Source organism: Streptomyces sp. NPDC049627 (genome assembly GCF_044465645.1).
GTDB lineage: Bacteria > Actinomycetota > Actinomycetes > Streptomycetales > Streptomycetaceae > Streptomyces.
On record NZ_JBITLW010000002.1, the window covers coordinates 546848 to 572140 of the forward strand.

Here is a 25293-nt window from a genome sequence, read left to right on the forward strand (position 1 = left end):
GGAGTCCGTACACAGGGCCGGGGTCGGACGGTCAGCTCTTCTGCTCGGTGGTCACCGGCCGGTCGTTGCGCAGTGCGGTGAAGAGCCGCTTCGCCTTCGCCGCGTCCCACTTCACGGCGCTGCCCTTCGGCGTGCTGATGCCGGGGCCGGTCACGGGGACGTTGAGCTGCCTGCCGTTCCCGGACGAGACGCTCCGCATCGCCTGGAACAGCGAGAGGAGGGTGCGCAGTTCCATGTCCTTGTCCACCACGAGGGTGTCCAGCGCCGCGCCCAGTGCCGGATATGCCCGGAACGGATTGAGCGCGGTGCCGGGTGTGGCCGCCTTGTGGGCGAGCGCGGCGAGAAACTTCCGCTGGTTCCTGCTGCGCCCCAGGTCGCCCTGGGCCTCCTGGTGCCGCTGGCGGACGAACGCGAGTGCCTGGGCGCCGTCCAGGGTGTGGCAGCCCTTGGTCAGGTCGAGGCCCGACCTCTTGTCCCTGATGTCGCGGTCCACGCACATGTCCACGCCGCCGACGGCGTTCACGACACCGACGAAGCCGCCGAAGCCGATCTCGGCGTAGTGGTCGACGCGCAGGCCCGTGTTGAGCTCGACGGTCCGCACGAGCAGCGGGGCCCCGCCCAGGGCGTAGGCCGCGTTCAGCTTGTTCTTCGCCGGGCGGTACCGCTTTCCGGTGCCGGGGTCGAGGTAAGCCGGGAGGGTCACCCACGAGTCGCGGGGCAGGCTCACCACCGTGGTGCCGTGGGCGCCCGTGTGCAGCAGCATCATCGAGTCGGTACGAGCGCCGCCGCCTCCGCCGGCGTGCAGATCCTTCCTGTCCCGTTCGGACAGGCCGTCGCGGCTGTCGGAGCCCACGATGAGATACGTGGTTCCCTTGCCCTGCGGCGGACGGCCGCCGGTCTCGCCGAGGTCGACCGCCCGGTCGAGCTCGAAGTCGGCCCAGGCGTACGTACCGCCGCCGGTGAGGAGCAGCGCGCCGAGCAGCACCGCCAGCAGGCGGGCGGTACGGCGGCGCCGGCTGGGGCGTACCCAAGGGGGCCGCGTGCTGCGGGGGTGACCACCGCCGGGCCGGTCCTCGTACGGCTGTGTCCTGATCTGTTCCGTGGGTGCGACGACCTGGCCCGTGATCACTCGGTGCGCCCGCGTTTCCTCGCTCCAGTCACTCATCTCGACGACAACTCCCGTGCGGCGACCGGCTGTCTCAGCTGCTCCGTGGCGGCCGTTCCCGCGCGCTGCATGCGCTGCCACTTCAGCCGCGTGCCGCCCAGGAGGGCGAACACGGACTGGATGACGACCAGATACATCAGCTGCCGGTAGACGAAGAGCTGGAACGGCAGCGACCACAGGGCCCGCAGCTTCTCCCTGTCGAGCCGCAACGCGTAACCGGCACACAGCAGTTGGACGACGAGGAAGGCGAGCCACACGCCCAGCGACTGCACGGGGTCGGTGAAGAGCAGCCCGTACAGCGCGAACAGGTCGACGACCGGGGCCATCAGCGGCAGGACCACCTGGAAGAGGGCCAGGTAGGTCAGGCCGCGGCGCGCGAAGCGTCCGGCGGTGCCCACTTCCAGGACGGCTCCGCGGTGCTTCCACATGGCCTGGAGCGTGCCGTAGCACCAGCGGTAGCGCTGCCGCCACAACTGGCGCAGTGAGGTGGGCACTTCGGTCCAGGCGATGGCCGACTCCTCGTAGACCACCCGCCAGCCCGCCCGCCACAGGGCCATCGTGAGGTCGGTGTCCTCGGCGAGGGTGTCCTCGCTGACCCCGCCGACGCCCATCAGCGCGTCCCTGCGGAAGGCGCCGATGGCTCCCGGAACCGTCGGCATGCACTCCAGCACCTCGAACATCCGCCGGTCGAGGTTGAAGCCGAAGACGTACTCCAGGTGCTGCCATCTGCCGAGGAGCCCGCGCCGATTGCCCACCTTCGTGTTGCCGCTGACGGCGCCGACGGCCGGGTGCGCGAGCGGCTGGACGAGCCGGTACAGGGCGTCGGATTCGAAGACGGTGTCGGCGTCGACCATCACGACGATGTCGTACGAGGCGTGCGCCAGACCGGTGTTGAGCGCGGCCGCCTTGCCCGAATTGGGCTGCCGGATCACCCGCACCCGGGGATCGTCGATCCAGGTCGCGAGGTCCGCCGTCCGATCCGTCGACCCGTCGTCGATCACGATGACCTCGAGGTACGGATGCGTGGACGCGAGCAGTGAGCGGATGGTGGACTCGATGCCGGCCTCTTCGTTGTACGCCGGTACGAGCACCGTCACGGGGGCGTTGACCTCCCGCAGCCTGGGCGCGCCGGGGCGGTGGCGGGTCAGGCGCCGGACATGGGCGCGGGCGAACACGGTCAGCATCACGAGCCGCAGCACACCCAGCACACCCAGCGCGAGCAGCACCCAGATCATGGCGTTCGTGAACGCGTGACCGGCGGTCGTGGTCCAGATCAGCGCCTTGCCGAGCCAGCGTTCGGGGGTGGACACCGCGGTGTCCGCCGCGGGCGTGCCGAGCGCGTCCGTGACGGTGGTGAACCGGTCGGCGTGCGGGTTGCCGAGCAGGTCCTTCGTCTCCTCGTAGGCCAGGTCCGTCTGGCTGAACTGGCGGACCGTGCCGTACGTCGGATCGCGGTCGGGCCGGTCCGCGGCGACCAGCACATAGCCGTCCGCGGCGGCGCGGCGGGCCGCCGTCCACTCGGCGCCGCACAGGGTGTCCACCTGGGTGGTCAGCGGCATCCGCAGCAGGTCGGTGCGGATGCCCGCCGAACCGGCGAGGGTGTTCTGGGTGAGCGTCAGCTCCATCGCGGTGCGCACGCGCGACGAGGAACCGAGGTCGGCACCGGTGTACGTGTTCGAGCCGATCTCGTGGCCCTCGTCGAGGATCCGCCGTACCAGCTCCGGATGGCGGGCCGCCTGCGCGCCGAACAGGAAGAAGGTCGCGTGCGCGTGGTGCCTGCGCAGCAGGTCGAGCAGTCGCGGGGTCCAGTAGGGGTCGGGGCCGCCGTCGTAGGTGAGGGCGACGGTACGCGCGGGCACGGACGAGGACCTGATGTCGTCGTCTCCGCTGATGCGGCGCAGGACCGGACCGCTGTCGCCCACGGCCTCGGGCGCGGGCCTGGTGCAGGGGAGCCGCGACTTGGCGGCGTCCACCTCATGGATGGTCCAGCCCTCGAAGAGCAGGGCGGCGAGGACGAGGGACAGGGTGAGGGCCAGCAGTCGCCAATGGCGGCGGGGTTCGCGGGACCGGGCGTGCCGACGTCGGACCGAGCGGCTCACACCACGCTCCCTGGGGTGACGTTAATCACAGCTGAATCGGGGGTGGTTCGGCGGGATCCGGCGGTGCCCGTGGATGCTCCGGGTGCGGTTCGTGCGGGCGGGTCGAGCTCGCGCCCGACATCGCGTGAGCCGGTGGGAGGCGTCGATCCGACGGCGCCGACAGCGGCGAGCTCGGGGGTGATCCACGTGCTCTTCACAGGGGTGGCGAGGGTGTCGACACCCGATGAAGGCGCGTGCGTTATCTGCTGAATTGTCTTCCGGCCGAGCTGTCGCATGGGCGGCGAGTGTAGTCACGGGCGATGCCGCGGGTGTGTCCGAAACGGGCGGTCGGCCATCTCGCCCCGGAGGGTGTGACACTCGGCCCTGCCGGTGCGCTGGGCTAGGTGGATGGGGGGAAGTGGGCCCTCACGGGCCTTCCGGGGAGGTGTGTCTCCCGAAGGCCTCACCCCGCCTTCATCGACGGTTTTCGGCCACTGGGCCGGTGTACGGTGACCGGCACCGAAATCCGCAGAGGGAAGCACGGCCTTGTGACGACGATCCAGCACAGCCGGGCGGGAAGACGCCAGGCCATGCGTCGGATCCGGCCCCGGCGCTCACCCGCGGCGCCCCTGCTGGTGCTCGCCTGGGCCGGCGCCGCTGCCGTGCTGTGGCTGTGGTGGCACCACACCCCCGTCGTCGCCGCGACCACCGCCGACCGGCTGGTGCACGCGGGCCGGATCACCGGACTGCTCGCCGGCTATGTGATCGCCCTGGTGATCGCCCAGATGGCGCGCATCCCGGCCCTGGAACGCCGGGTCGGTTCCGACCGCGTGGTGCGGTGGCACGCGAGAACCGGCCGCTACGCGCTGACCCTGACCCTCGCCCACGTCGTGCTGATCCTGTCCGGCTACGCGCTGCAGGCGGACACCGGCATCGTGGCCCAGGCGGTCTCCGTCCTCACCGACTACCCGAGGATGATCGAAGCGGCCGCCGGTACGGTGCTGCTGCTCCTCGTCGGGCTGGTGTCAGCCGGTGCCGTACGGCGCCGTATGCGCTACGAGCTCTGGTACTACCTGCATCTGCTCACCTACGCCGCGGTCTACCTCGCCTTCTGGCACCAGCTCGCCACGGGCAGTGAGTTCGTCGGCGACGCCGCTGCCCGCGCGGCCTGGTACGTCCTGTACCTCGCGGTCGGTGCCCTGCTGCTGTGGTACCGCCTGCTCACCCCGATGCGGCTCAACCTCCGGCACCGTATGCGGGTCGAGTCGGTCGTGCAGGAGACGCCGGGCGTGGTCTCCGTGCTGATCCGGGGCCGGCGGCTGCATCGGCTGGGAGCCGAGGCGGGACAGTTCTTCCGCTGGCGGTTCCTCACCAGGGGCCTGCGGTGGAGCGCCAACCCGTACTCACTGTCGGCGCCGCCGCGCCCCGACCTGCTGCGGATCACCGTCAAGGCCGTAGGCGGGCACAGCGCGGCGCTGGCCGGGCTGCGGCCGGGGACGCGGGTGTGGGCGGAAGGGCCGTACGGGGCGATGACCGCGGCCCGGCGCAGCCGCGGCAAAGTACTGCTGCTCGCCGGGGGAGCGGGCATCACCCCGCTTCGCGCCCTGTTCGAGACGCTGCCCGGCGCGCCCGGAGACCTGACAATGCTCTACCGCGCCCGCACCGCGGAGGAACTGGCGCTGCGCGACGAACTGGAGGCGATCGCGGACGAACGCGGGGCCCAGCTGCTGTACGCGGTCAACAGCCCCGACGGGCGGCGGCCCGCGATCACCGCGAAGATGCTGCGCAGGATCCTGCCGGACATCGCGCGTCACGACGTGTACCTGTGCGGGCCGCCGGGACTGGCCGAGGAGTCGTACGCCGCGCTCCGCGAGGCAGGCGTCCCGCACCGCCGCATCCACCACGAGTCGTTCGAGTTCTGAGGCGAGCCGTGACATCTGCCGCTGCTGTTGCGCTGGTGCTCCCGTGAGGAAGAAGCACCCGTTCCGCCACGCGCTGCTGGCCACGGTCGGTACCGTCTCCGGCATCGTGCTGCTGCTCGCGCTCAAGCCGACCACGGACCCGTCGCTGACGCAGGCCGAGCCCGCGGTCACGGCGAGCACCACCGCGACCGTGTCCCCGTCGCCGTCGGCCCACTCCCCGTCCGCGTCACCCTCGGCCTCGAAGACGCCCAAGAAGAAGCGCCGGCCCTCCCCCTCGACGAGCACACAGCCGCCGCGGACGACGTCGGCCGCCCCCACCAGAACCAGCAGCGCCCCCTCCGCACCGAAGACCACCGCCGCCGCACCCACCACCCGCACCGTCACCGGGTCCACGGTCGAGACGAAGTACGGCCCGGTCCAGGTACGGATCACCGTCACCGGCAGCAGGATCACCGAGGCAGCCGCCGTCCGGTATCCCGACGAGACGGCGCGGAGCAGGGACATCAACTCCAGGGCGGTCCCGACGCTGAACCAGGAGACGCTGCAGGCACAGAGCGCGGACATCGACACGGTGTCGGGCGCCACGTACACCAGCGCGGGCTACAGACAGTCGTTGCAGAGCGCCCTGGACCGGGCCGGCGTCTGAAACAGCACGCCCCACCCCGAATCGACACATGGATGCGAGGAGGCTCGATCACGCCTGCAGGAGCCTGCGCTTCTGCTCATCGAACTCGGCCTGGGTGAGCACACCCTGGTCCTTCAGCTCGCCCAACTGCTTCAGCTGCTCGATCTTGCTGGTCATGTCAGGGGCAGCCGGAGCCGCCGGAGCCGCCGGTGGCTCGGCATAGGACATCGACTGCGCCTCCTGGCGAGCCCATCGCCCCTGCTGGCGACGGCTCACACGGTTCGAAACAGCGGTCGCCGTGCCGGCGACGACGGCGGTGCGCGCGACCCCGCGGATAAGACCTGGCATGGCTGTTTCCCTTCTGCCCCGTAGCCGTCGGTTGCCGTACCTCAGGAGGTGGCCTCGGCCGCGTCGAGGCTGGCCAGGAGGGCGGGAACCGGGATTCGCCCGGAGGCGACCATCCTGGCCCCGCCGCGGCGCAGGGCGGCGGCGAAGGGCGCGGCCCACAGGTTCTCGTAGACGAGGATGCCGGCGGAGCTGCCGGGCTCCAGTGCGGTGGCTGCCTCCTCGATGTCGTCCTGACCCAGGAGTCCGGACGACGCGCCCTCGAAGACGGCCAGGTCGAATTTGCCGTCGCCGGTGAGATCGGTGATCTCCATGCCGCTCACGGAGCCGTCCTCGTCCTTCCTGACGAACATCAGGTCGAGGATCCGGATGACGCCGCGGTCCACGAGGTCGACCAGCAGCGGGAAGCCTTCGCCCGTCATCCGGTTGCCGGGGAACTCGACGACCAGATAGTCGATCGGGCCCACTTCTTCGAATTCGTCGCTCACGGCGTCACCTCTGGTGCCTGTGACTGTCATCCCCCTGGGCATCCCCTGTGCATCCCCCTGGGCAGCCTCCAGAACAATTGCATCACCGAAGGGTGCCGCTCGCACCCCGGTGGTGAGTGCCCTGATCCGGGGCTGCTGCCGCCCCTGACTCGGCTCGCTGGGAGCTTCCTCCGGGGATACGTTGAGTGAGCAGGCTTGTGAGCTGCCGTCCCACCGACACCGGCCTTCCGACACAGCGCATACGGAGCACGTTCCGAGAGCAATTCCCGGACGCTCTTTGGAGCCGCTGCCATGACAGACAAGAACCACCTTGACGGCCGCGAGTTGCGGCACCGCACCCCGCAGGAGCGGGCCGCGCTGGGCAAGGCGGCGCGGGCCGACGTGCCCCGCTCCGGTCACGCCGAGTTCGCGCCGGGGCCCAAGCGGCCGGACCCGCTGGAGATCATCGAGAAGCAGTCGGCGACGCGGCTGCCCGAGCTCGTGCCGATCCGCTACGGGAGGATGTCCGAGTCGCCGTTCCGGTTCTACCGGGGGGCCGCCGCCATCATGGCGTCGGACCTCGCGGAGACACCGAGAACGGGTTTCCGCACCCAACTGTGCGGCGACGCCCACATGCTGAACTTCCGGCTGCTGGCCTCGCCCGAGCGCCGCCTCATGTTCGACATCAACGACTTCGACGAGACGCTGCCGGGCCCCTGGGAGTGGGACGTCAAGCGCCTGGCCGCCAGCCTCGTGATCGCCGGCCGGTCGAACGGTTTCAGCACCAAGGAGCGGGCCGCGATCGTGCGGGCGACCGTGCGGTCCTATCGCGAGAGCATGCGCGCGTTCGCCGGATTCGGGAACCTGGCCGTCTGGTACGCCCAGTTCGACGAGAACTGGGTACGGGACCGGTTCGGGGCGGACCTGTCCGCGCGGGGCCGCGAACGCTGGGAGCAGGCGGTGGCCAAGGCGCGTTCGCACGACACCCTTCAGGTCTTCGGCAAACTCACCCACGTCATCGACGGCAAGCGCCGTATCGCCCCCGACCCACCGCTCATCACCCGCCTCGAGGACCTGCTGCCGGCCGATCGGCGCAGCCAACTGGAACAGCAGATCAACCGGCTGATCGAGCGTTACGGCAAGACCCTGCAGTCGGACCGGCGGTTCCTGCTGGAGCAGTACCGGGTGGCCGACATGGCGCGCAAGGTCGTCGGGGTCGGCAGCGTGGGCACCCGCTGCTGGATCGTGCTCCTGCTTGGGCGGGACGGCGAGGATCCGCTGTTCCTCCAGGCCAAGGAGGCCGACGAGTCGGTGCTGGCCCCCCACATCGGGGGCACCGCGTACCCGACGCAGGGCGAGCGGGTGGTCTCCGGGCAGCGGCTGATGCAGGCCACCAGCGACATCTTTCTGGGCTGGGAGCGGGTCGAGGGCTTCGACGGCCGGCGGCGGGACTTCTACGTACGGCAGCTGCGGGACTGGAAGGGCGTCGCCGTGGCCGAGGACATGGTGCCCCGGGGCATGCGTACGTTCGGCGCTCTGTGCGGCGCGACGCTGGCCCGCGCCCACGCCAGGTCCGGCGACCGCATCGCCATCGCCGCGTACCTGGGCGGCGGCGACGCCTTCGACCGGGCGCTGGTGACGTTCGCCGAGCGCTACGCCGACCAGAACGAGCGGGACCACCAGGCACTCGTCGACGCCATCAGCGCCGGAAAGCTGCCGGCGGAGGCTGCCTGAGGAGCGACGGCATTCCCGTGGTCGTCGAACGCCTGCTGCCGGGCCTGGGCGTGCCGCGTTCTGCCTCACGAACCTCACCCGTAACGGGTGATCCACCGTCCCCGTCCCGTCCCGCATGCTCGGAGGCGGAGTCTGCGTGTCGAGGCTCACCGGCGAAGGGAAAACTGACCATGACCACGACCACCAGCACCCGCCGGCGCTCGGAAACCGCCCAGGCGTGGGCCGGCGGACTGACGATGTTCGCCGCCGTCCTGCTGTTCATCGCCGGTGTCCTGGATTTCTTCCGGGGCATCATGGCCATCGCCGACGACGACGTCTACGTGTCCACCCCCAACTACCTCTTCAAGTTCGACCTGACCAGCTGGGGCTGGATCCAGCTTGTCCTCGGGGTGCTCGCCGTGGGCGTGAGCGTCGGCCTCTTCGCCCGCGCCACCTGGGCCCGGGTCGTCGGGGTCGGCATCGCGGCACTGCTGGTCATCGCCAACTTCCTGTCGATCCCGTACTACCCCGTCTGGTCGCTCACCCTGATCGCGCTGTACGCCTTCGTCATCTGGGCGCTGTGCGTCGTGCGGCAGGAACCTTGACGGAGGCCGCCGAAGCGGCCGCCCGCGGGTAGGTGGCCGCAGCAGTCGCCGTCAGGCTTCTTCCAGGGCCTCGCCGAACTCGCGCAGCATCCGGCCGTGATGGCTGTGCGCAAGCTGGTGTCCGACTCCCAGGACCAGCGCCACCGGCCATTCGATGAGCTCGAGAGCGGCCAGTACGCCAACGCCTGCGAGAAAGGCGAGCTGCTCGGGAGGGAGCAGTTCGACACGTGCGCCGAACACGTCGAGCGTCACACTGTGGCGGGCCACAGCGTGCTCAGCCGCCTCGCCGACCGACTTCGCCTGCGCATCCGGCGCGTCCTGCCGGAGGGGGTGCACCCCGGGCGGAGAAACAGTTGATGCGGTCATGGTCGCCATCCGATCCACCGTCGGCCACAGACCTGCCGACGATGCGTTTCTGGCGGTTTTTCCCTACATGTCAACCCTATCCAGTGCCCTCGGACGACGCACTCTTCGCCTGACCGGACGTCGACCCCCCATCGGCGGCGCGGGCCGGGACCGACTCCTCACCTCGGGGACTTTGCCCCCAAGGAGTTCAGAAGTGCGGCGCCCCGTTCGGCGTCGTCGACGCTCACGGCGAAGTCCTTGCCCTTGGCGCGGATGACGAGGCACTCGCCGCGGCGCAGCATCACGGTGGTGCCCAGCCCGCTCAGCCGGTACCCCCATCCCCCCACCTGCGCCGGTGTGCGCTGCTCGACGCGGGCCGATTCGATGTCCTGGACGGCCCAGCGCCGCGCCGGCCGGCCCAGCGGACCGAAGGACACCTTCAGTCCCTCCTCGCTGACCCGGGCCTGCACCGACGCGCAGCCGAGGAGCAGAACCGAGGCGAGCGCGAACGGCGTCATCGCGATCAGCGCCGGAACCGGACCGGTCAGACCCCCGACGGCGGCCACGCCGGCGGCCAGGGCCACCAGCCCCGTGACGGCGGAGGTCATCTGCAGCCACGGGTTCGATGTGCGGGAGAGCCATACCAGCCGCTGGCCTGCGGGGATGTCCATGGTCGGGCCGTCCGCCGCCCGGCCTTGCGGCGCGGGCCGCTGACGGGTCGCGAGCCAGGCGACCGCCCCTGCCGTGGCCGCCACCATGACGGACGCCACGACCCAGCCCGTCACCGGACCGGCCTCGCGCCAGTCGGACCGGTCCAGGTTCGCCCGGACGACCGACGCCTGCCCACCGACCAGGAGGACGCCCCCGGCCGCGAGAGTGACGCCCGCCCATCCGCGTATCGCTCCTGCGGACTCCGGGCCTGTGCGCCGCAACCCGAGCACCACTCCGATGGCCGGCACCGTCCAGATCAGGGCCGGGAAGAGCGCTGCCGCCCACAGCGGCATGGAACTGTCGGGCTTCCCCGCTGCGCCCCAGTGTGTGGCCAGCCTGTCCGGCAACCGTCCGCTCGCAGCGAGAGGTGTGCCCACCAGCAGCAGGACGCCGGTGCACCACCCGACAAGGCCCCACGTGGTTCCGCTGCCGCGGCCCGAGTGCTCGTTCACCGAATCCCCCTGATCATCTCGATGAGGTCGGTCTTGCTGTAACCGAGGCGTGCGGCGTCGGTCACCAGATCGCCCACGCGATCCAGCAGTACGGAGCGCTGGTCCGCCCCATCGGCCACCGTCACACCCCGCCCGCGCCGGAACTCCAGCACGCCCTCGTCGCGCAGCGTCCTGAGGCCGCGCAGAACGGTGTTCGCGTTGACGCCCAATGCCTGGGACAGGTCACGCGCGGGAGGCAGCCGGTCCCCTGGGCCGCACTCTCCCTCGGCGATGGCGCGCCGGATGGCGGCTGCCACCTGCTCGTGCAGGGGGCGACTGTCCGCGACATCCAGTCTCAGCAACATGGTGCTACTGATGATAGCACCATTCACTTTATGTGTGCCGAGCCGCACGCGATGCCGGTGAGCGTGAAAACGGTCGATCCGCCTGTTCGGGCAAGGTGAGGGCGGTGTGGGCCGGGCGCCCGGTTTCCGGTGGCAAGGAGGTGAGGCCGCGAAGCATGTCGTTGCGTTTTTCAAGGGCTTCCGCGGTGGTGGGGAAGAGCGCTGCGTCGCCTTCACCGACCTGTGCCTGGTTCAGTTCGACGAATCCGCGGATGTCGCGTTCATAGGCGGCGAAGGCACCGGTGTGGTCGCGATGGGCGGCAAGCGAGCCGGCGAGCATGTAGGCCCCGACGAGGGCGAGGCTGGACCCTTGCCCGGTCAGGAACGACGGGGCGTGGGCGGCATCGCCGACCAGCGCGACGCGGCCGCTGGACCAGCACGGCATGCGGACTTGGCTCACGGTGTCGAAGAACGGAGCGTCCGCGTGGCGCATGGCGGTGACCATGGCCGGGATTTCCCATCCGTCGTCGGCGAATGTGGTGGCGACGAGGTCACGTTGTGCCCCGGCGTCGCGGAGGACTTCGTACGGTGGTTCGGGGTGGGCGAAGTTGAGGAATGCGTGCAGTTCGTTGCTGTCTCCGACCGCGTAGAGCGCCGCGGCCCTTCCGGGGGTGTTCCAGATGAGTACTTCATGGGAGAGCCCGAGGGTGTTGGGCATGGTGAAGACGGCGAAGCAGTACCCCAGATAGTGATGGAACTGCCGCTCGGGGCCGAATACGAGCCTCCGGGTGTGCGAGTGCAGCCCGTCCGCCCCCAGGACCAGGTCGAAGCTGCGCTGGACGCCGCTGCGGAAGGTGACGTCGACACCGTGCTCGTGTTCGGTGAGCGTGTCGATGGAGTCGTCGAACACGAACTCCACCTCGTCACGGACGGTCCCGTACAGGACGTCCGCCAGATCCCCGCGACGCACCTCGACGTCACGTCCCTCGACGCCGCCGGTCACGGCCTGTGGATGAACCACCGCCGCCTCACTGCCATCGGCATTGAGGAAGGTCAACCGGCGTGACTCGATATGCGCTTCCTGGAGCTGCGGCAGGATTCCCATCCGGCGGGCCACTTCCACCGCGGTGCCACGCACGTCGATCGGGTACCCGCCGCCCCGCAGTCCGATGGACTTCTCCACCACCGTCACCGCGAATCCGTACCGGTGCAGCCAGAACGCCACGGCGGGACCCGCGATGCTCGCGCCGGAAACCAGGACCGTGCTTTTCGATGCGGTTCTTGTGTCCATTCGTCAACTCCTACCGAGTACGCGAGAGACTGCCGGTCGGCGAGTTGGTGCTGAGGCGTGTGCTTCGTACGAGCCTGACGGCCGGCACCGCGGCGATCGCGAAGGCGACGGAGGCGATCCCGATATAGCTGAACACGCCCGTGGCCGAGTTCGTCGTTTCGCCGTCGACGACCACGGTGGTCGACTTCAGTACGGCCGCGCCGACGAAGTCCATGACCACCGCCCCGGTCGAGACCATGACCATGACCAGGCTGGAGACGATTCCCTGCCGGTCGGGGGACGCCAGGCCGGCCGCCATGTTGAAGCCGGATGTCCCGAGCGCTCCTACCGTGACGCCCAGCAGGAATCCGCAGCAGAGCGCGACGGGAAGCCGGGAAGCCCCGAGGAACATCCCGAGGGTCACCACCGTTCCGAGCATGATCGCCCCGGCCAGCGTCAAGGCCGGTCCGGTGCGCGCGGCAAGCCATCCGGCCGCCGGACCTCCGAGCGTGACGCCGACTCCCGGCGCCGCGAGCAGCAGGGCCACCGATCCCCGGTCGGCCAGTCCGTAACCGAGTTGCTGATCCGCCGAGACGTCACCGATGAGAGAGACGAGCTGAAGCATGCTCTGGTACGAACCGGCTGCGAGGAAGACGACGAGGAGCGTGAGCGTCAATGGCCCGCTGATGTCCCTGACGTCGATCAGGGGGTCGGGCTTTCGGCTCGACACCAGGAACCACCTGGCCAATGCCGCGACGCCACCGGCGAGGAGAGCCAGCGGGCCGGCGGCGAGCCAGCCGACGTCCGAGCCCAGACTGACGTAGCCGAGCACCCCGGCGAGACCTCCGCCGAGGAGGAGGGCGCCGCCGACGTCGGTCTTCCCCGGTGTCCTGACCGGGGACTCGGGAACGACCTTGCGCACGCAGATCGCCATCGCGGCCGCCACGAAGGCCGAGCCGAGGAACAGGATCTGGAAGCCGAACTCCGTGGCCAGTTTCTCGATGAGGAAACGGGACGCGATGTTGAGCACCGCGGACCCGGAGGTCACGATGCCCACGGTGATCATCGCGATGCGGGGTGCGCAGACATCTCGGACGATGGCGACGGAGAGGAAGACGGTGGCCAGGGCCGCCCCTTGAAGCATGCGCCCCGGCACGAACACCCAGAGGCCGGGGGCCACGGCGCATAACAGGGCGCCCGCGCAGCTGAGGAGCAACGTCAGTACGAGCACCCTGCGCTTGCCGTGGATGTCGGCACTCTTTCCGAGCAGGGGTGCCCACAGCACTCCCGCCAGCATCGCGGTGGCGTTGAGCCACGCCGTCTGGTCGGTGCCGAAATGGTCGAGCATCTCCGGGAGGACGACCAGCGGCGCCGTGATGGCCGAGTCGACCACGAAGTTCACCAGGGCCAGGACGGCCACCAGGCCGACCAGCCGCCCGTTCCCTCTCGTGTGCAGTGCGCCGACGTGTTCGGTGCTCATACGCACCCCCTTAAGATACGTTTTAGTTTCTTATTCGCAGAGTAGGGTGCGGCAATAAGAAACGTCAAGGTTTCTAAGGAGTGTCGTGAGTGGTGTGGGACGACGGCGCGGCGAAGCGCTCGAGGCAGCGATCCTCGATGCGGCCTGGGACGAGTTGAGCGAGCGGGGGTACGCGAACCTGACCTTCGACTCCGTCGCCCGGCGGGCCGGCACCAGCAAACCGGTGCTCTACCGGCGCTGGGCGGACAAGCGGAAGCTGGTCGAGGCGGCAGTCGTACGCCGCAATGTCAGCCGGCTGACCGCCCCGGCCGACACCGGGTCCCTGCGCGGCGACCTGATCGCCACCCTCACCGAGATGAGCGAGAAACGGGGGCCGTTCCTCGCTCAACTCAGCCTGCTGCTCACCGACTACTTCGCCGAGACCGAAACCGGCTTCGCCGAGCTGCGCGAGATGATCCTCGCCGGACGCCGCTCCGGACGCGACGAGATCATGGAGCGCGCCATCGAGCGCGGCGAACTCGATCCGGCCAAGCTCACACCACGGATCGCCTCGCTCCCCTTCGACCTGCTTCGCGGCGAGGCGATGATGACGCTTCGGCCGGTCGCACCCGAGGTGATCGAGGAGATCGTCGACACGATCTTCCTCCCGCTGGTCCACCCTCAAGGACACGATGGTCCGCGCCGGGCGTAGGTTGCCACCAAGGAGGGAGACATGGTCACCGTCGAGGACGTACGGCGCCTGGCGATCGCGTTGCCGCGCACCGAGGAGCACCTGGTCCGGGACCGGGTGAAGTTCCGCATCGGCCAGATCGTCTACCTCGCGCTGTCCCGCGACGAGACCGTCCTGGGCTTCGCGTTCCCCAAGGAGGAGCGCGCGGCCCTGGTGGCCTCGGAACCGGAGAAGTTCTCGCTGCCCCGGACCTCCGAGCTGCGCTACAACTGGGTCGAGGCGAGGCTGGCCGCGCTGAGTCTGGCCGAACTCACGGAACTGGTCACCGAGGCGTGGCGTATGTGCGTCCCGGCGAAGGTGGCCCGCGCACATCTCGGACCCGGCCCGGAGCCACCCCCGCAACCGGCCCCGCGGACAGCCCGACTGCGCCTGTCGGCCGAGGTGTTCGCCGCTGCCGGGGGCGTCGACCGCAGCTGGCTGGAGCTGTGCCGCCTGACCGCCCCCGCCCTCGACCTCACCGTTCCTGACCACCGCACGGCCCTGCACCGGTGGCTCAACTCCTGGGGGTGCAGGCTCCCTTGTCCGCCCGAGGGCGGGCCGTACCCACTCGGCGAGGGCCTGGCTGCCTGGACGGACAGGCACCCCCTCCCCGGCACACCGCTTCCCGACCTGACCGATCCCGAGATCGACGCACTGGCCGCCGCGTACGAGGAACTCGCCCGTCTCCCGGCCGGCTCCGGGCCGCGCCCTCGGCCCCTCGGCCCGACGGCCGCCGCGAAGGCGCTGTACGCGCTGCGCCCGCACACAGTCATGCCATGGGACGCGGCCATCGCCAAGGAGCTGTACGGCGCCCGGGACGGTGCCGCCTTCGCCCGCCATCTGCGCACCGGCAGGGCCTGGGCACGGGCCGTCCTCGCCGAGAGCGGCCTGAGCGCCGACGCGCTGGTCGCCGACCTCGGCCGGCCCGCCGTCACCCTTCCGAAGGTCCTCGACGAATACCTGTAGGTGACGATCACTCGCCGTACGCCCCCCCATGTCGCTGCGGCCCGGGGAGACCGAGGCCGACCGCGCCGAGCGGGTGAAGACGGAGAACCCGCTGGGCCGGATTGCGGAGGCCGAAGAAGTGGCGGCCGCAGTGCTCTATCTCGCCTCGCCCCTGGCCGGCGCGGCGGTCGGCACCGACCTGGTCGTCGACAGCGGAGCATCGGCCTGACGGTTCGCAGGCGCGTCAGCATGGCGAGCCGTGAGCGGGCCGGCGGACGGTCTCCGACGTGCATGGCGTGGTCGGCTCCCTGGATGGGGTCGGAGCTGGCCGAGCCTCTGAGCACGCCGTTCGGCGCCGAGGTGGGCGCAGTGGTCGGTGAGGGCGGGGTTGTCCACGGCGGAGTAGTCGGAGAGGCCGGCTTCGAGGCCCCGGTGCCGGGCGGCCCAGCGGCCGAAGTCGGCGATCCGGCTGCGTGCGGCGGCTTTCGGGTCCGGGGCCCGGAAGGGGCGGGCGTACGGCGTGGTCATCGCGCGGAACTCCTCGAAAGAGGTACGGATACGGACTGTTCGACGGGCCCGCGGGTGGTGCACAGCAGGGGCGCCCAGGCGGCGGTGCCCGTGAAGTCGCCGCCGCCTGCCGGAACGACGTCCATCACGACGCGATCGGGACGCAGCAGGACGGCGTCGGCACGGCCCGCGCGCAGCCAGGCGGCGAGGGTGCCGTCGTCGCCGGTCCCGTGTACGTCGACGACCCGGGCGCCGAGTCCATCGGTGAGCGCGCGCAGTGAGGGCGGCAGCGGCACCGCGGTCAGCACGGCGAAGGAGTCGCCGAGGACGTCGTCGAGACGGACATGTCGTCCACCCTCGGCGGTCACCCGGGGCTGCGGGCAGAAAGTCCCGCCGAGCCCGCTGCGGCGTACGAGCGGGCCGGCGCGCAGCGGGCGGCCGAGGTCCCGGCTCGCCCTGCCCGTCACCCCGGGGATGCGGCAGGCCGCGGCGACGGCGGTGCGGCGCAGGGCGGCCGCGCGGTCCTGGCCGCCGGTCATGGCCCAGCCGGTGGCGACCGCGAGGCGGATCACATGGCGGGCGTGGGGCTTGCGTTCCCGCTCGTAGGTGTCCAGCAGCCGTTCGTCGGCGCCCTGTTGCAGGACGCGGGCGAGCTTCCAGGTCAGGTTGTGGGCGTCGCGCAGCCCCGAGCACAGGCCCTGTCCGACGAACGGCGGGGTGAGATGGGCGGCGTCGCCGAGGAGGAAGACACGGCCGAGGCGCCAGCGGTCGGCGATGCGGGCCCGGAAGGTGTACTGGGCCTGCCGGATGACGTGGAAGCCGTCGGCAGGGGAGAGGCGGGAGAGGTCCACCCAGGGCGCGACCAGCTCGCGCAGTCGCTCCCACCCGCCGGGGCCGTCGAGGCCCTCACCCGCACGGAGCCGGAACTCCCAGCGGTAGCGGTCCTCGCCGATGCGCATGAACGTCGCCGGGCGGTGCGGGTCGCAGACCTGGTCGACGCCTTCCCAACAGCGGACGGCGGCTTTCGTCGTCACGTCGATGGCGGTCCAGTGTTCCTCGAAGCGCAGGTCCTCCCACCCCGCGCCGATCGCGTCGCGGGTGAGGCTGCCCGCGCCGTCGCAGCCGAGGACGGCGTCCGCGAGCAGCAGGTGCTCGCCGTCGTCGTCGCGGTAGGTGACGCGGACCGGTCCCTCGGCGGGCTGCTCGATCGCCGTCACCTCGACCCCGCCCCGCAGCTCGCACTCCGGGTGGCGGGCGAGTGCCTCGCGCAGCAGCCGCTCCAGCTCGGGCTGGTCGAACATGCTGGTCTGCGGGAAGCCGTGGTGGCCGTGCGGGGACCGCCGGAACTCGGCGATCACGCGGTGCCCGGCGTCCAGCAGCCTGAGGCCGCGCGCGGGACGGGCGATGGCGGCGAACTCGTCGGCGATTCCGGCGGACTGGAGGATCCTGCGGACCTCGTCGTCGGTGGCGACGGCACGCGGCAGGAGGTAGACGTCCCGGTGGCGTTCGAGGACGAGGCTACGTACCCCACGCCGGGCGAGCAGGAGGGCGGCGGTCACGCCCACCGGTCCGGCGCCGACGATCACCACGGGTACGTCTGCCGAGTGGTGCACGGATTGCTCGACGGTCATGTGCGGCTCACTTCCGTCGTCTCAGTGCGCGTCGGCCACGGGCGTGCGCTGCTCGCCCAGGTCGATCCGGCCGTCCGGCGTGGCGATGGAGGCGGTGACGACATCGCCGTGCCGCAGGTAATGGGGGTTCTTGGCCTGGGACTTGAAGAACGCCTTCCACTTCACCGCGGGCGGCAGCAGGGCGCCGATCTTCTCGACCGGCTTGGGCGGGGCCTTGAGGGCCGTACCGCCGGGGGTGCCGGTGAGCAGCAGGTCGCCGGGGTCGAGGGTCTGGAAGCGGGCCAGCAGCGTGAGTGCCTGCGCCGGGCGGACGATCATGTCGGCGAGGGTGCGGTCCTGGCGCAGGTCGCCGTTGACGGACAACGTCAGCCGCAGGTCGAGGAGGTGGGCGAAGTCCTCCGGCTCCAGCAGGGCCAGGTGGGGGCCGGTGGGCGTGAAGGTCGGGTACGACTTGCTCTCGTAGAACTGCGTCTTGGTCAGCTGGACCTCACGCGCGCTGACGTCGTCGGTGACGACGAGACCGGCGACGTACGACGGCAGGTCCTTCTCCTCGACCACGGTGCCGACGGGCAGGGACGCCCCCATGACCAGGCCGAGCTCGATCTCGTAGTCGAGGAACGTCACATGGGAGGGGCGGACGATGGCCTCGCCCGGGCCGCTGACCGAGCCGGACGCCTTGCGGAAGAAGGCGGGCGGAATGTCGCCGGTGAAGCCCGAATCCCGGGCGTGGCTGCGGTAGTTGACCATCTGGGCCACCACCCGGCAGGGCGTGGTGACCGGCGAGAGCGCTGCCAGGTCGGAAACGGGCGTGCCCGCCTCAGCGGAAAGAGCCGCCTCGCGTACGGCGTCACGGTCGGCGATCAGCTCGGCGGTGGTGACGGCCTTGGTGTCGACGGGGACGGCGCGCTCGCCGAGGACGACCCACCAGCCGTCGGCGGTACGCAGGACATTCGTACTCATGAGTTCATCGCTTTCATCAGGCCCAGCAGACGTTCGACGTCCAGTTCGTTGTCGCCGCGCAGGGCGTGCAGCACCTCGCGGACCTTGGCGGGCCACGGGCTCGCGCCCAGGAAGTCGCGGGTGGCCGGCGGGCCCCACTGGGCCAGCCCGCTCGCCGACATCGGCGCCCAGCCGGGCTCGACGTCGCAGGAGAACAGGTCGCCGTCGGCGAAGTGCTCCAGCATGAAGTGGTCGGGGTCGCGCCAGTAGTCGAAGAGCTGACTGCCCTGGATGTGCCGGCCGATGCCCCAGCTGCGCCGGTAGCCGCGCTCGGCCAGGTACTCGCCGCCGGCCGCGATCGCGTCCAGGTCGGTGACCTGGTAGGCGGAGTGGACGTACCCCGTCCCCGGTCCCAGGTGCATCGCGAGCGTGTGGTGGTCGGCGGGCACGCTGCCCAGATCGCAGCGGATGAACGCCATCGTCGGACCGCGCCCGCGCTGCCCGTCCAGGAACAGGAAGTCGGACACGATCATCCCGAGGAGGTCCAGGTACCAGTCCAGGGCCCGCGCGAACAAACGCGTCTCCAGCACGACATGCCCCAGCCGCTGGATCCGGGACGGCTCCCGCGGCGGACGCTGCGTGACGTTGATACGACGGTGATCCGTGCCGAAGTTGAGGGGCAGCGGCCGCTGCCCCGGCAGTTCGGGGAGCTGTTCGGCGCAGTGCACGACCCGCACCGGGACGCCCGAGGGATCGAGCAGGTCGACCGCCTTGCCGCCGCCGGGCACGTCCGCGTCCCGTACGGCCGCCCCGGTCGCCCGCGCCAGCCGGTCCAGGTCGGCCCGCTCGGCCGCCCGGAACGCCGGGCCGATGAAACGGGACGTACGACCGCGCCGGATCACCATGCAGGGCGGGCCGGCGAAGGTGCCCCGCAGCCACAGCTCCCTCTCCGTGCGGGCGGCGACACCGAAGCCGAAGTCCCGGGCGAAGACTTCCGCACGGTCCAGGTCGGGCTTCTCGAACTCCAGCCACGCCAAGTCCGCCACCTTGATCACGGGGTTCCGGGACCTGCCCGGATGCTCGCCGCGCAGGGCGCCCCGCTCGCTGTGCAGGTCCTGATGAGGGGGCGCGACGGCGGCTTGGGCCACGCGAGGTTCAGACATGGTGCCCTCCGAGCAACATTGCCGTATTGAGGAAATCATCATTACTGACAGAATCCTCGTCAATAGGCCGGCTGTCATGAGATGAGGATTTCATCAGAACTGTGGCGGTGGCGGATTCCGCAACTAGACTCGGCCCATGCCCACGTCAGCCCCGCCCAGCAACCGGTTCGAACGGCGCCGCGCCGAGACCCGCAGGGCACTCGTCCGCGCCGCCCGGCAGATACTCGCCGAGACCGGGGACACCAGCGTCAGCATCCAGGCGATCGCAGAGCGCGCGGACGTCGGCTTCGGCTCCTTCTACAACCACTTCGAGTCCAAGACGGTGCTGTTCGAGGCGGCGGTGACGGACGCCCTGGAGGAGTTCGGCCAGACCTTCGACGAGCGGCTGACCGGGATCGACGACCCCGCGGAACTCGTCGCGGCCGGCTTCCGGCTCAGCGCCCGCATGGCCGATTCCCACCCGGAGCTCATGCAGGTGCTGCGCCGCCGCGGCCTCGGCCACCTCCACTCGGAAAACGGCCTGGCCCGGCGGGCTCTGCGCGATCTCCAGGTCGGCATCGCCTCCGGCCGCTTCACGTCCGTCGAGCCGGTCGTGGCCCTGTCCGCGCTGGGCGGAACCCTCCTGTCCCTGGTGGAGCTGAGGTTCGCCCGCCCCGACCTGGACGGTGACGAGGCCGCGGTGAACCTCGCCGAGATGGTCCTGCGCATGCTGGGCGTCCCCTCGGACGACGCCCACGAGGTCGCCCGGCGCCCGCTGCCCGAGCTGGACTGACGAGCCGGCACCGCGGGCAAGGCACCTCCCATGACGCCCGATTCCCCCGGTGGCTGATCGAAGAGCGGCGCATCCGGAGGGTTGCCCGAAGGCCGGCGAGCGGGGAGACGTCGCCGATTTGGCGCCGTGCGGCAGTACCGGTCCGGCCGTGGGGCGGCGTCGTACCTCGGGCCTGATGGGGAGTGCATCGGCGCCGAGGAGACGTTCGAGACCGGGCTGGCGCGCCCCGCCGCCGGGGCGGTCAACTTCCTCCCCGACGGCTTCCGTGTCACGGCTCTCACCACTCCGACGAGGAGCGGCAGAGAGTGAGAGAGGCGGCCGCCGGACTTGACGACCTGGTGCGCGCCGAGCGCCCGAAGCACCACAGGGACGACCCCGCACACCACGACGTGCACCACAACGAGGAGGCCACCGGGTTGGCCTGCGCCTACGTGCCTCAGACGGTGCCGCGTGAGAGCGGGTTCGCACCGCTGTTGACCGCTGTCGTCTGCCCTTGAGGGCACGCTATGGGCACGGCACCGTGATGGACAGGCCGATGGCGGCCGGGGGGGGGCGCCTTCCAGGCCCCGCCCTCTACATCCGAGTTCTGCTCCCCGTGCTTCCGCTCAGTGCCTCCGCGGGATGACTGAGCTCTAACGGGCCCAGTCGAAGGGCATCGGCGCGCCCTGCTGGATCACCCAGGGGCCGGGATAGCGAGCCTGACAGCCGGTACAGCGCGCGACGAACGGACCGATCTCGGGGTTCGTCAGAACGCTGTAGTGGCTGGAGGGCTCGGCCGGGAGCATGTGCCCGTTCGCGGTCGTCTCCAAGCCGGGCCACTCCGGCGAGCATCGGCACGGGTGCTCCACTGCGAACGAACCACCGTCGGCAGTCTCAACGGTGCGTTTGAAAAGCTTGACAAAGCTCTCGCGTATCGACACGGCGGCGGCCCTCCCCTTCCCGACTCCCGGCTCCCGGGCCCTCGACAGTAACCGACGTCGGTGGACCCTCCTCGTCGATGCCGCCGCGCGCGAGGGCGATGAAATGACCGGAAGCTCTTGTTCCCGGGGTTTCCTCGCGGCTGCTCAGCGACCGAAGCCGCCCCTCGCGCTCAAGATCAAACGGAAGGTATGGAACATGTCAGGCCACTTCGGTCTCTCGCTCGATGGCCTTGAGGCGGTTCTTCCAGCCGGTGGCCAAGGCCGTTGATGGACAGGACCCCGCAGTGGTGCAAGGGGCGGCCAAGGATCCCGGTGGCGGAGCCGGGCGCGTACGCAGGTGAACCAGTACGAATGTGGGCTGCGTGTCTCTCCCGATGGGGTCAGCCGTGCTCGGGAGCAGGAGCAGCCCACTCGACGAACTGGATGATCACTCCGCTGGGGTCGGTGACCTGGAACAGGCGCTCGCCCCACGGTTCCTGGCGCAACGGCATGGTGATCCGAACTCCGGCCTCACGCAGCCGCTTCTCCTGCTTCTGCAGACCGGAGGCGACGGTGAAGGCCAGGATCAGGCCGCTGGCGCGCTGGTCACGCTGCTCGGGCGGCAGCACCTCGATTCCGCGGGTGAGCAGGACGATGTCGACCGCGTCGTCGCGTGTGAGGGATGCGAAGCCGTCGGCGGCCTGCCGGACGGCGTATCCCAGGTGGGCGGTGAAGAACTCCTGGGAAGCGGTGACGTCGTCGACGGTCAGCGAGACGGTGGAGGCGGTGAACTGCAAGGGGTCTCCCTAGGGACGTGGCGGTGAGGACGGGGGGTGAGGGGCGGGGGCGGGTCAACGGCCGTGGCGCCGCGGGATGTTACGGGCGCCTTGGGCCTGTTGCCGACCCCGAATGCTGTGGTGGAACGGCGGACGGCGCAGTTCGGTGCCGCGCAGCGGGAAGCGCTCGGGCTTCTCCGGCCGGCGCTGAGGGGCGGAGGGGTCGTGGATGGGCTTGCGCATGGGTGTCCCCCTTCGTAAGCGACGTACTGTCGGCGTAAATTTGCTACGGACGTAAACTTAGGCCGGGTGGCTGGGGGGTGTCAACATAAATTTAGGACGAGGGTAGAATTGCGCCCATGGCCAACCAGACGACCGCCCCCGCCACCGGGCTGCGCGAGGCGAAGAAGCAGGAGACCCGGCAGCTCATCTCCGACCATGCGACCCGGCTGTTCATCGCCCAGGGCTTCGAGCAGACGACCATCGCCGAGATCGCCGCCGCCGCGCGCGTCGCCAAGAAGACCGTCACCAACTACTTCGCCCGCAAGGAAGACCTCGCCCTGGACCACCAGGAGCAGTTCGCCGCCTCCCTGGCCCGCACGGTCGCCGCTCGACGGCCGGGGGAATCGGCGCTGGCCGCGCTGCGCCGGGCGTTCGACGACGCCGTCGCGGCCCAGGACCCGGTCGCCGGGTTCTCCGGCCAGGACTTCGCCCGCATGATCGCCGACAGCCCCACCCTGAGCACCTGCCTGCGCGGCCTGCACGACCAGCGCGAACACCGCCTCGCCCACGCGCTCGCCGAGGCCACCGGTGCTCAGCCCGACGACATCACCGTTCAGACCGCCGCCGGACTGCTGGCTGCCGTGCACCGCGTGCTGTTCCGCCGCATCCAGGAGCTCACCCTCGCCGGACACCCCAACGACCGGATCGCCCGGGCCGTCGCAGCCGAAGCCACCCGAGCCTTCGACCTGCTGGAACCCGCCCTGTGCGACTACGCCACCGCCTAGCGAGGTGTTCCCCCTCACCGACTGGGGTTCGGATGCGATGTGTGCGTGAACCGAACGGTGATGGACAGGCCCCCTTCGGGGCGTGCAGTGGTGGTGAGGGCGGCGTGGTGGGCTCGGGTGACGGCGTTGACCACGGCGAGGCCGAGACCGCGGCCCTCGCGGTGGCCGTTGCGATCGGGCGCCAGTTTCTGGAGGGGCGAAAGAGCCGCTGAATCTGGTCGTCGGGGATGACCGGCCCGCTGGCGGCATCCGGGTGGTCCTCGGCCTGCTCTATGTCGTCCCCATCGTCTCCCGGACCATCAGCGACCCGGACCGATCTCCCCGGCCGGCCCATCAGCCCCGGGGCCGGCCTCGGCGTGACCGCCGGGTGGGCCGCCGCGGCGCTGTCGGTCGGCGGCCTGCTGCTGCGCACGCGTGACGCCTGAACGCCCGCTCCGCCCAGTCGACTTCGCCCGCAGCGGCCACGCCTCCCGCTCGTCGGCGAGAAGGGCGCCCCGCTCCGCCGCTCGACCTTCGGCGGGAAGTGCCCCGGGCCATTGACGACCGTGGTGCTCCGCTCTGAAGGGCGCGTTATGGGCACGATCCCGCAGGGTGAATGAGTGAAGCGCCCGTCTCGCCTTCTCCGCCCCGCGGGCTGGTCGACGCGCGGGGCGAGGGAGCGGAGTCGTCGCGACTCTGCGCGGGAACCGGCTCGCCACTTTCCGGACCGGAAAGCCTTCGCTTGCCATACAGGAAAGTCAGACCTAGTCTTTCCTGTATGGAAACTGACGCGAGCTTCCCCGGCCGCTCCCCCCTTCCCACGTCGGACGAGGCGCGGGCCGCGCTGACCGAAGCCGCTCGCATCCGGCGCTCGGCCACCGCTCTGTCGGCCACACCCTGGCCGACCTGGTTCGCCATGGTCCTCACCGCGTACAGCGCGGCCTTTCCCATCGCGTACGGAGGGTTGCTTGCCGACGAGCGGTGGCTGCTGCCGAGCGAGGCCTGGGGGGCAGTGCTGCTGGTCATCACCGTGGCGTACCTGGCGCTGTTCGCTGTCGCGGCCCGCTCCTGGAGGCGGCGCACCGGCGTGGCACTCCGGTTCGACGTGCTGCCCAAGCGTGCGGCCGTTCCCCTGGCGATCGGCATGCCCGTCATGTTGGTGGGGTCGGCCTGGGTGTTCCGCGCCACGGGCCAGGCATGGTGGCTCGCCGCCGCCTCGATTGCCGCGGCCGCGGTGTCCGTCGGCTTCCACCTCGCTTTCGTACGGCTGCACCGGAAGGCATCATGACCACCCGGTCCACCGACCCGATGGACGGCTTCGACACTCTCGTCCACTCGCCCAACAAACTGCGCGTCTGCGCCTTGCTCGACACCGTCGGCGAGGCCGAGTTCGCGGTGATGCAGGAGCAACTCGGGCTGTCGGCCTCCGTGTTGAGCAAGCACGCCGGAGCCCTGATGGAGGCCGGTTACGTGGAGCAGCGCAAGGCCGTACGCGACACCCGGCAACGCGTCTGGCTGCGCCTGACCCCGCAGGGGCGCAAGGCGTACCACGGTCACCTCGCGGCACTACGGGCGATCGTCGGAGAGTAGACGCCGCCGCGGCGCTGACCTCACTCCGGCTGAGCCCTCTCGGCAGCGGCCGTCATCCGCAGTCGCCGCTCCTCGGGTCGACCGTCACGGGGGCCGACCCGACCGCCAGGTACGTCCTCGCCAGGCGATCCGCCTCGTCAAGCCACTGCACCGCCACCGCCCACCTCGATGACGATCTCCGACGGCCTCAGGTGCCTGCGGACGCCAGGGGCACCTGCACGGTCTGCTTCAGCATGCCGCTGAGCCGCCAGACGACGGCGGCGGTAAGGGCGGCAGCGCAGACGGACAGGAGGTCGCCTTCCATGACCTGCTGCAACGCCTCGCTGGTCTGGCCGGCGGTGTGTGCGTGCTTCAGTGCGGACAGGGCGTCGGTGCCCGCGGTTCCCGCGGCGATGACGGAGAGCCACCAGAAGGTGAGCAAGGGATGGCCGCGCTCACGCCGCGACGCCGGCCGGGCGGCGGCCCACAGGTCGTTGACGAACATCTTCAGCACGAAGACATTGGCAACGGGAACGACCCAGCCGAAGAACAACCAGGCACGGCTGCGACGCTGCCCCTCGGGCCAGGCCAGCTCCGCGAGGTCGCGCATGCGCGACATCCAGACGCTGAAGACCAGCACCGCCACGAGGGTGGCCCCGTTCCACCAGCCCCTCAGATTTCCGAACCATATGTCGGCGTTGAGCAGCGGCAGCGCCTCGCTGCCGTCCGGCTGAGCCGGCAGCGGCGGTGCGTGCAGCACTTGGTACTTGTGCCACGCCGCGATCCCGGCCGCCGCACTCAGCAGTGCGTACGCGGCGAGCACGCCGCACGTCCATCGGCTCAGCCCGCCCCGCGGCCCTCCACTCCTGCCCACCCCACACCTCCTGGAAGCCGCC

27 protein-coding genes and 1 pseudogene are annotated in these 25293 nt (G+C 70.6%); 12 read left to right on the forward strand and 16 right to left on the reverse strand.

The features are described 5' to 3' along the window. Positions 1-31 precede the first annotated feature (31 nt). Positions 32-1165 carry an LCP family protein gene (locus ACIBU0_RS07465; protein ID WP_398813040.1) on the reverse strand — a complete coding sequence of 378 codons (1134 nt, stop codon included), beginning with the start codon at positions 1163-1165 and terminating at the stop codon, positions 32-34. Then, positions 1162-3264 carry a bifunctional polysaccharide deacetylase/glycosyltransferase family 2 protein gene (locus ACIBU0_RS07470; RefSeq protein ID WP_398813043.1) on the reverse strand — a complete coding sequence of 701 codons (2103 nt, stop codon included), beginning with the start codon at positions 3262-3264 and terminating at the stop codon, positions 1162-1164. Before ACIBU0_RS07470 ends, ACIBU0_RS07465 begins: the two co-directional genes overlap by 4 nt. A 569-nt stretch (positions 3265-3833) precedes the next feature. On the opposite strand from ACIBU0_RS07470, the gene ACIBU0_RS07475 reads away from it, so the two are divergent. Beyond that, positions 3834-5165, forward strand: a complete 1332-nt coding sequence (locus ACIBU0_RS07475; RefSeq protein WP_398813046.1) for a ferric reductase-like transmembrane domain-containing protein — start codon at positions 3834-3836, stop codon at positions 5163-5165. 43 nt (positions 5166-5208) lie between these two features. Further along, positions 5209-5811, forward strand: coding sequence for an FMN-binding protein (locus ACIBU0_RS07480; RefSeq protein ID WP_398813048.1), 603 nt, complete (start codon positions 5209-5211; stop codon positions 5809-5811). 48 nt (positions 5812-5859) lie between these two features. Here ACIBU0_RS07480 and ACIBU0_RS07485 read toward each other — a convergent pair whose 3' ends face one another. Both ACIBU0_RS07485 and ACIBU0_RS07490 read right to left on the reverse strand, forming a co-directional pair. Beyond that, positions 5860-6138, reverse strand: coding sequence for an SHOCT domain-containing protein (locus ACIBU0_RS07485; RefSeq protein WP_398813051.1), 279 nt, complete (start codon positions 6136-6138; stop codon positions 5860-5862). A 41-nt stretch (positions 6139-6179) separates the two neighbouring features. Beyond that, positions 6180-6623: a DUF6325 family protein gene (locus tag ACIBU0_RS07490; protein ID WP_398813053.1), complete on the reverse strand. Its 444-nt coding sequence runs from the start codon at positions 6621-6623 to the stop codon at positions 6180-6182. 291 nt (positions 6624-6914) lie between these two features. Here ACIBU0_RS07490 and ACIBU0_RS07495 point away from each other — a divergent pair, with 291 nt between their 5' ends. Together ACIBU0_RS07495 and ACIBU0_RS07500 are read left to right on the forward strand one after the other, a co-directional pair. Beyond that, the gene (locus ACIBU0_RS07495) at positions 6915-8336 is read left to right on the forward strand and encodes a DUF2252 domain-containing protein (RefSeq protein WP_398813056.1); all 1422 of its coding nucleotides are present in this window, start codon (positions 6915-6917) and stop codon (positions 8334-8336) included. A gap of 170 nt (positions 8337-8506) precedes the next feature. Then, a complete protein-coding gene (locus tag ACIBU0_RS07500) occupies positions 8507-8920 on the forward strand; it encodes a hypothetical protein (RefSeq protein WP_398813059.1) in 414 nt (137 codons plus the stop codon). Between the two features lie 51 nt (positions 8921-8971). Here ACIBU0_RS07500 and ACIBU0_RS07505 read toward each other — a convergent pair whose 3' ends face one another. The 5 genes from ACIBU0_RS07505 to ACIBU0_RS07525 all read right to left on the reverse strand — a co-directional run bounded on the left by ACIBU0_RS07505 (position 8972) and on the right by ACIBU0_RS07525 (position 13501). Further along, the gene (locus ACIBU0_RS07505) at positions 8972-9295 is read right to left on the reverse strand and encodes a hypothetical protein (RefSeq protein WP_398813062.1); all 324 of its coding nucleotides are present in this window, start codon (positions 9293-9295) and stop codon (positions 8972-8974) included. A gap of 149 nt (positions 9296-9444) precedes the next feature. Continuing rightward, positions 9445-10428, reverse strand: coding sequence for a DUF1648 domain-containing protein (locus tag ACIBU0_RS07510; RefSeq protein ID WP_398813065.1), 984 nt, complete (start codon positions 10426-10428; stop codon positions 9445-9447). Then, a complete protein-coding gene (locus ACIBU0_RS07515; protein ID WP_398813068.1) occupies positions 10425-10772 on the reverse strand; it encodes a GntR family transcriptional regulator in 348 nt (115 codons plus the stop codon). Before ACIBU0_RS07515 ends, ACIBU0_RS07510 begins: the two co-directional genes overlap by 4 nt. Before the next feature lie 28 nt (positions 10773-10800). After that, on the reverse strand, positions 10801-12042 hold the full coding sequence (locus tag ACIBU0_RS07520) for an FAD-dependent monooxygenase (protein WP_398813071.1): 1242 nt from the start codon (positions 12040-12042) through the stop codon (positions 10801-10803). Between the two features lie 10 nt (positions 12043-12052). Beyond that, positions 12053-13501, reverse strand: a complete 1449-nt coding sequence (locus tag ACIBU0_RS07525; RefSeq protein ID WP_398813075.1) for an MFS transporter — start codon at positions 13499-13501, stop codon at positions 12053-12055. A gap of 94 nt (positions 13502-13595) precedes the next feature. Between ACIBU0_RS07525 and ACIBU0_RS07530 the strand changes: the two genes are divergently transcribed. The 3 genes and pseudogenes from ACIBU0_RS07530 to ACIBU0_RS07540 form a co-directional block, all read left to right on the forward strand. Then, positions 13596-14192 (forward strand): TetR/AcrR family transcriptional regulator, encoded by a 597-nt coding sequence (locus tag ACIBU0_RS07530; protein ID WP_398814000.1) that lies wholly within the window; start codon positions 13596-13598, stop codon positions 14190-14192. A gap of 21 nt (positions 14193-14213) precedes the next feature. Then, positions 14214-15176 (forward strand): MmcQ/YjbR family DNA-binding protein, encoded by a 963-nt coding sequence (locus ACIBU0_RS07535; protein WP_398813078.1) that lies wholly within the window; start codon positions 14214-14216, stop codon positions 15174-15176. A 25-nt stretch (positions 15177-15201) separates the two neighbouring features. Next, positions 15202-15384 (forward strand): annotated as a pseudogene (locus ACIBU0_RS07540) (SDR family oxidoreductase); the annotation flags it as partial. A gap of 295 nt (positions 15385-15679) precedes the next feature. Here the strand turns inward: ACIBU0_RS07540 and ACIBU0_RS07545 are convergent. Genes ACIBU0_RS07545 through ACIBU0_RS07555 form a run of 3 tightly spaced genes read right to left on the reverse strand, consistent with a single transcriptional unit; the run spans position 15680 to position 19395 of the window. Further along, the gene (locus ACIBU0_RS07545; protein ID WP_398813081.1) at positions 15680-17293 is read right to left on the reverse strand and encodes a bifunctional 3-(3-hydroxy-phenyl)propionate/3-hydroxycinnamic acid hydroxylase; all 1614 of its coding nucleotides are present in this window, start codon (positions 17291-17293) and stop codon (positions 15680-15682) included. 21 nt (positions 17294-17314) lie between these two features. Continuing rightward, positions 17315-18253, reverse strand: a complete 939-nt coding sequence (locus ACIBU0_RS07550; RefSeq protein ID WP_398813084.1) for a fumarylacetoacetate hydrolase family protein — start codon at positions 18251-18253, stop codon at positions 17315-17317. After that, complete coding sequence (locus tag ACIBU0_RS07555) at positions 18250-19395, reverse strand: VOC family protein (protein ID WP_398813087.1); 1146 nt, start codon at positions 19393-19395, stop codon at positions 18250-18252. Before ACIBU0_RS07555 ends, ACIBU0_RS07550 begins: the two co-directional genes overlap by 4 nt. A gap of 136 nt (positions 19396-19531) precedes the next feature. Between ACIBU0_RS07555 and ACIBU0_RS07560 the strand changes: the two genes are divergently transcribed. After that, complete coding sequence (locus ACIBU0_RS07560) at positions 19532-20167, forward strand: TetR/AcrR family transcriptional regulator (RefSeq protein ID WP_398813090.1); 636 nt, start codon at positions 19532-19534, stop codon at positions 20165-20167. A gap of 305 nt (positions 20168-20472) precedes the next feature. Next, positions 20473-20664: a hypothetical protein gene (locus ACIBU0_RS07565; protein ID WP_398813092.1), complete on the forward strand. Its 192-nt coding sequence runs from the start codon at positions 20473-20475 to the stop codon at positions 20662-20664. 135 nt (positions 20665-20799) lie between these two features. Here ACIBU0_RS07565 and ACIBU0_RS07570 read toward each other — a convergent pair whose 3' ends face one another. The 3 genes from ACIBU0_RS07570 to ACIBU0_RS07580 all read right to left on the reverse strand — a co-directional run bounded on the left by ACIBU0_RS07570 (position 20800) and on the right by ACIBU0_RS07580 (position 22085). Then, positions 20800-20976: a hypothetical protein gene (locus ACIBU0_RS07570; RefSeq protein ID WP_398813095.1), complete on the reverse strand. Its 177-nt coding sequence runs from the start codon at positions 20974-20976 to the stop codon at positions 20800-20802. 491 nt (positions 20977-21467) lie between these two features. Then, positions 21468-21863, reverse strand: coding sequence for a VOC family protein (locus ACIBU0_RS07575; RefSeq protein ID WP_398813098.1), 396 nt, complete (start codon positions 21861-21863; stop codon positions 21468-21470). Between the two features lie 54 nt (positions 21864-21917). Then, positions 21918-22085 carry a hypothetical protein gene (locus tag ACIBU0_RS07580; RefSeq protein WP_398813101.1) on the reverse strand — a complete coding sequence of 56 codons (168 nt, stop codon included), beginning with the start codon at positions 22083-22085 and terminating at the stop codon, positions 21918-21920. A 116-nt stretch (positions 22086-22201) separates the two neighbouring features. Here ACIBU0_RS07580 and ACIBU0_RS07585 point away from each other — a divergent pair, with 116 nt between their 5' ends. The 3 genes from ACIBU0_RS07585 (at position 22202) to ACIBU0_RS07595 (ending at position 24418) form a co-directional block, all read left to right on the forward strand. Next, positions 22202-22849 carry a TetR/AcrR family transcriptional regulator gene (locus ACIBU0_RS07585; protein ID WP_398813104.1) on the forward strand — a complete coding sequence of 216 codons (648 nt, stop codon included), beginning with the start codon at positions 22202-22204 and terminating at the stop codon, positions 22847-22849. A 757-nt stretch (positions 22850-23606) separates the two neighbouring features. Further along, positions 23607-24116 carry a hypothetical protein gene (locus ACIBU0_RS07590; protein WP_398813106.1) on the forward strand — a complete coding sequence of 170 codons (510 nt, stop codon included), beginning with the start codon at positions 23607-23609 and terminating at the stop codon, positions 24114-24116. Continuing rightward, positions 24113-24418, forward strand: a complete 306-nt coding sequence (locus tag ACIBU0_RS07595) for a transcriptional regulator (RefSeq protein ID WP_398813109.1) — start codon at positions 24113-24115, stop codon at positions 24416-24418. Before ACIBU0_RS07590 ends, ACIBU0_RS07595 begins: the two co-directional genes overlap by 4 nt. A 187-nt stretch (positions 24419-24605) precedes the next feature. On the opposite strand, the gene ACIBU0_RS07600 is transcribed toward ACIBU0_RS07595, so the two are convergent. Continuing rightward, positions 24606-25220 (reverse strand): DUF4328 domain-containing protein, encoded by a 615-nt coding sequence (locus tag ACIBU0_RS07600; protein ID WP_398813112.1) that lies wholly within the window; start codon positions 25218-25220, stop codon positions 24606-24608. Between the last annotated feature and the right edge of the window lie 73 nt (positions 25221-25293).

Coding starts and splice junctions, on each gene's coding strand:
- ACIBU0_RS07500 (WP_398813059.1), top strand. CDS start 8,507: ATGACCACGACCACCAGCACCCGCCGGCGCTCGGAAACCGCCCAGGCG.
- ACIBU0_RS07495 (WP_398813056.1), top strand. CDS start 6,915: ATGACAGACAAGAACCACCTTGACGGCCGCGAGTTGCGGCACCGCACC.
- ACIBU0_RS07595 (WP_398813109.1), top strand. CDS start 24,113: ATGACCACCCGGTCCACCGACCCGATGGACGGCTTCGACACTCTCGTC.
- ACIBU0_RS07545 (WP_398813081.1), bottom strand. CDS start 17,293: ATGACCGTCGAGCAATCCGTGCACCACTCGGCAGACGTACCCGTGGTG.
- ACIBU0_RS07590 (WP_398813106.1), top strand. CDS start 23,607: ATGGAAACTGACGCGAGCTTCCCCGGCCGCTCCCCCCTTCCCACGTCG.
- ACIBU0_RS07515 (WP_398813068.1), bottom strand. CDS start 10,772: ATGTTGCTGAGACTGGATGTCGCGGACAGTCGCCCCCTGCACGAGCAG.
- ACIBU0_RS07525 (WP_398813075.1), bottom strand. CDS start 13,501: ATGAGCACCGAACACGTCGGCGCACTGCACACGAGAGGGAACGGGCGG.
- ACIBU0_RS07585 (WP_398813104.1), top strand. CDS start 22,202: ATGGCCAACCAGACGACCGCCCCCGCCACCGGGCTGCGCGAGGCGAAG.
- ACIBU0_RS07520 (WP_398813071.1), bottom strand. CDS start 12,042: ATGGACACAAGAACCGCATCGAAAAGCACGGTCCTGGTTTCCGGCGCG.
- ACIBU0_RS07505 (WP_398813062.1), bottom strand. CDS start 9,295: ATGGCGACCATGACCGCATCAACTGTTTCTCCGCCCGGGGTGCACCCC.
- ACIBU0_RS07535 (WP_398813078.1), top strand. CDS start 14,214: ATGGTCACCGTCGAGGACGTACGGCGCCTGGCGATCGCGTTGCCGCGC.
- ACIBU0_RS07580 (WP_398813101.1), bottom strand. CDS start 22,085: ATGCGCAAGCCCATCCACGACCCCTCCGCCCCTCAGCGCCGGCCGGAG.
- ACIBU0_RS07555 (WP_398813087.1), bottom strand. CDS start 19,395: ATGTCTGAACCTCGCGTGGCCCAAGCCGCCGTCGCGCCCCCTCATCAG.
- ACIBU0_RS07465 (WP_398813040.1), bottom strand. CDS start 1,165: ATGAGTGACTGGAGCGAGGAAACGCGGGCGCACCGAGTGATCACGGGC.
- ACIBU0_RS07550 (WP_398813084.1), bottom strand. CDS start 18,253: ATGAGTACGAATGTCCTGCGTACCGCCGACGGCTGGTGGGTCGTCCTC.
- ACIBU0_RS07485 (WP_398813051.1), bottom strand. CDS start 6,138: ATGCCAGGTCTTATCCGCGGGGTCGCGCGCACCGCCGTCGTCGCCGGC.
- ACIBU0_RS07560 (WP_398813090.1), top strand. CDS start 19,532: ATGCCCACGTCAGCCCCGCCCAGCAACCGGTTCGAACGGCGCCGCGCC.
- ACIBU0_RS07475 (WP_398813046.1), top strand. CDS start 3,834: ATGCGTCGGATCCGGCCCCGGCGCTCACCCGCGGCGCCCCTGCTGGTG.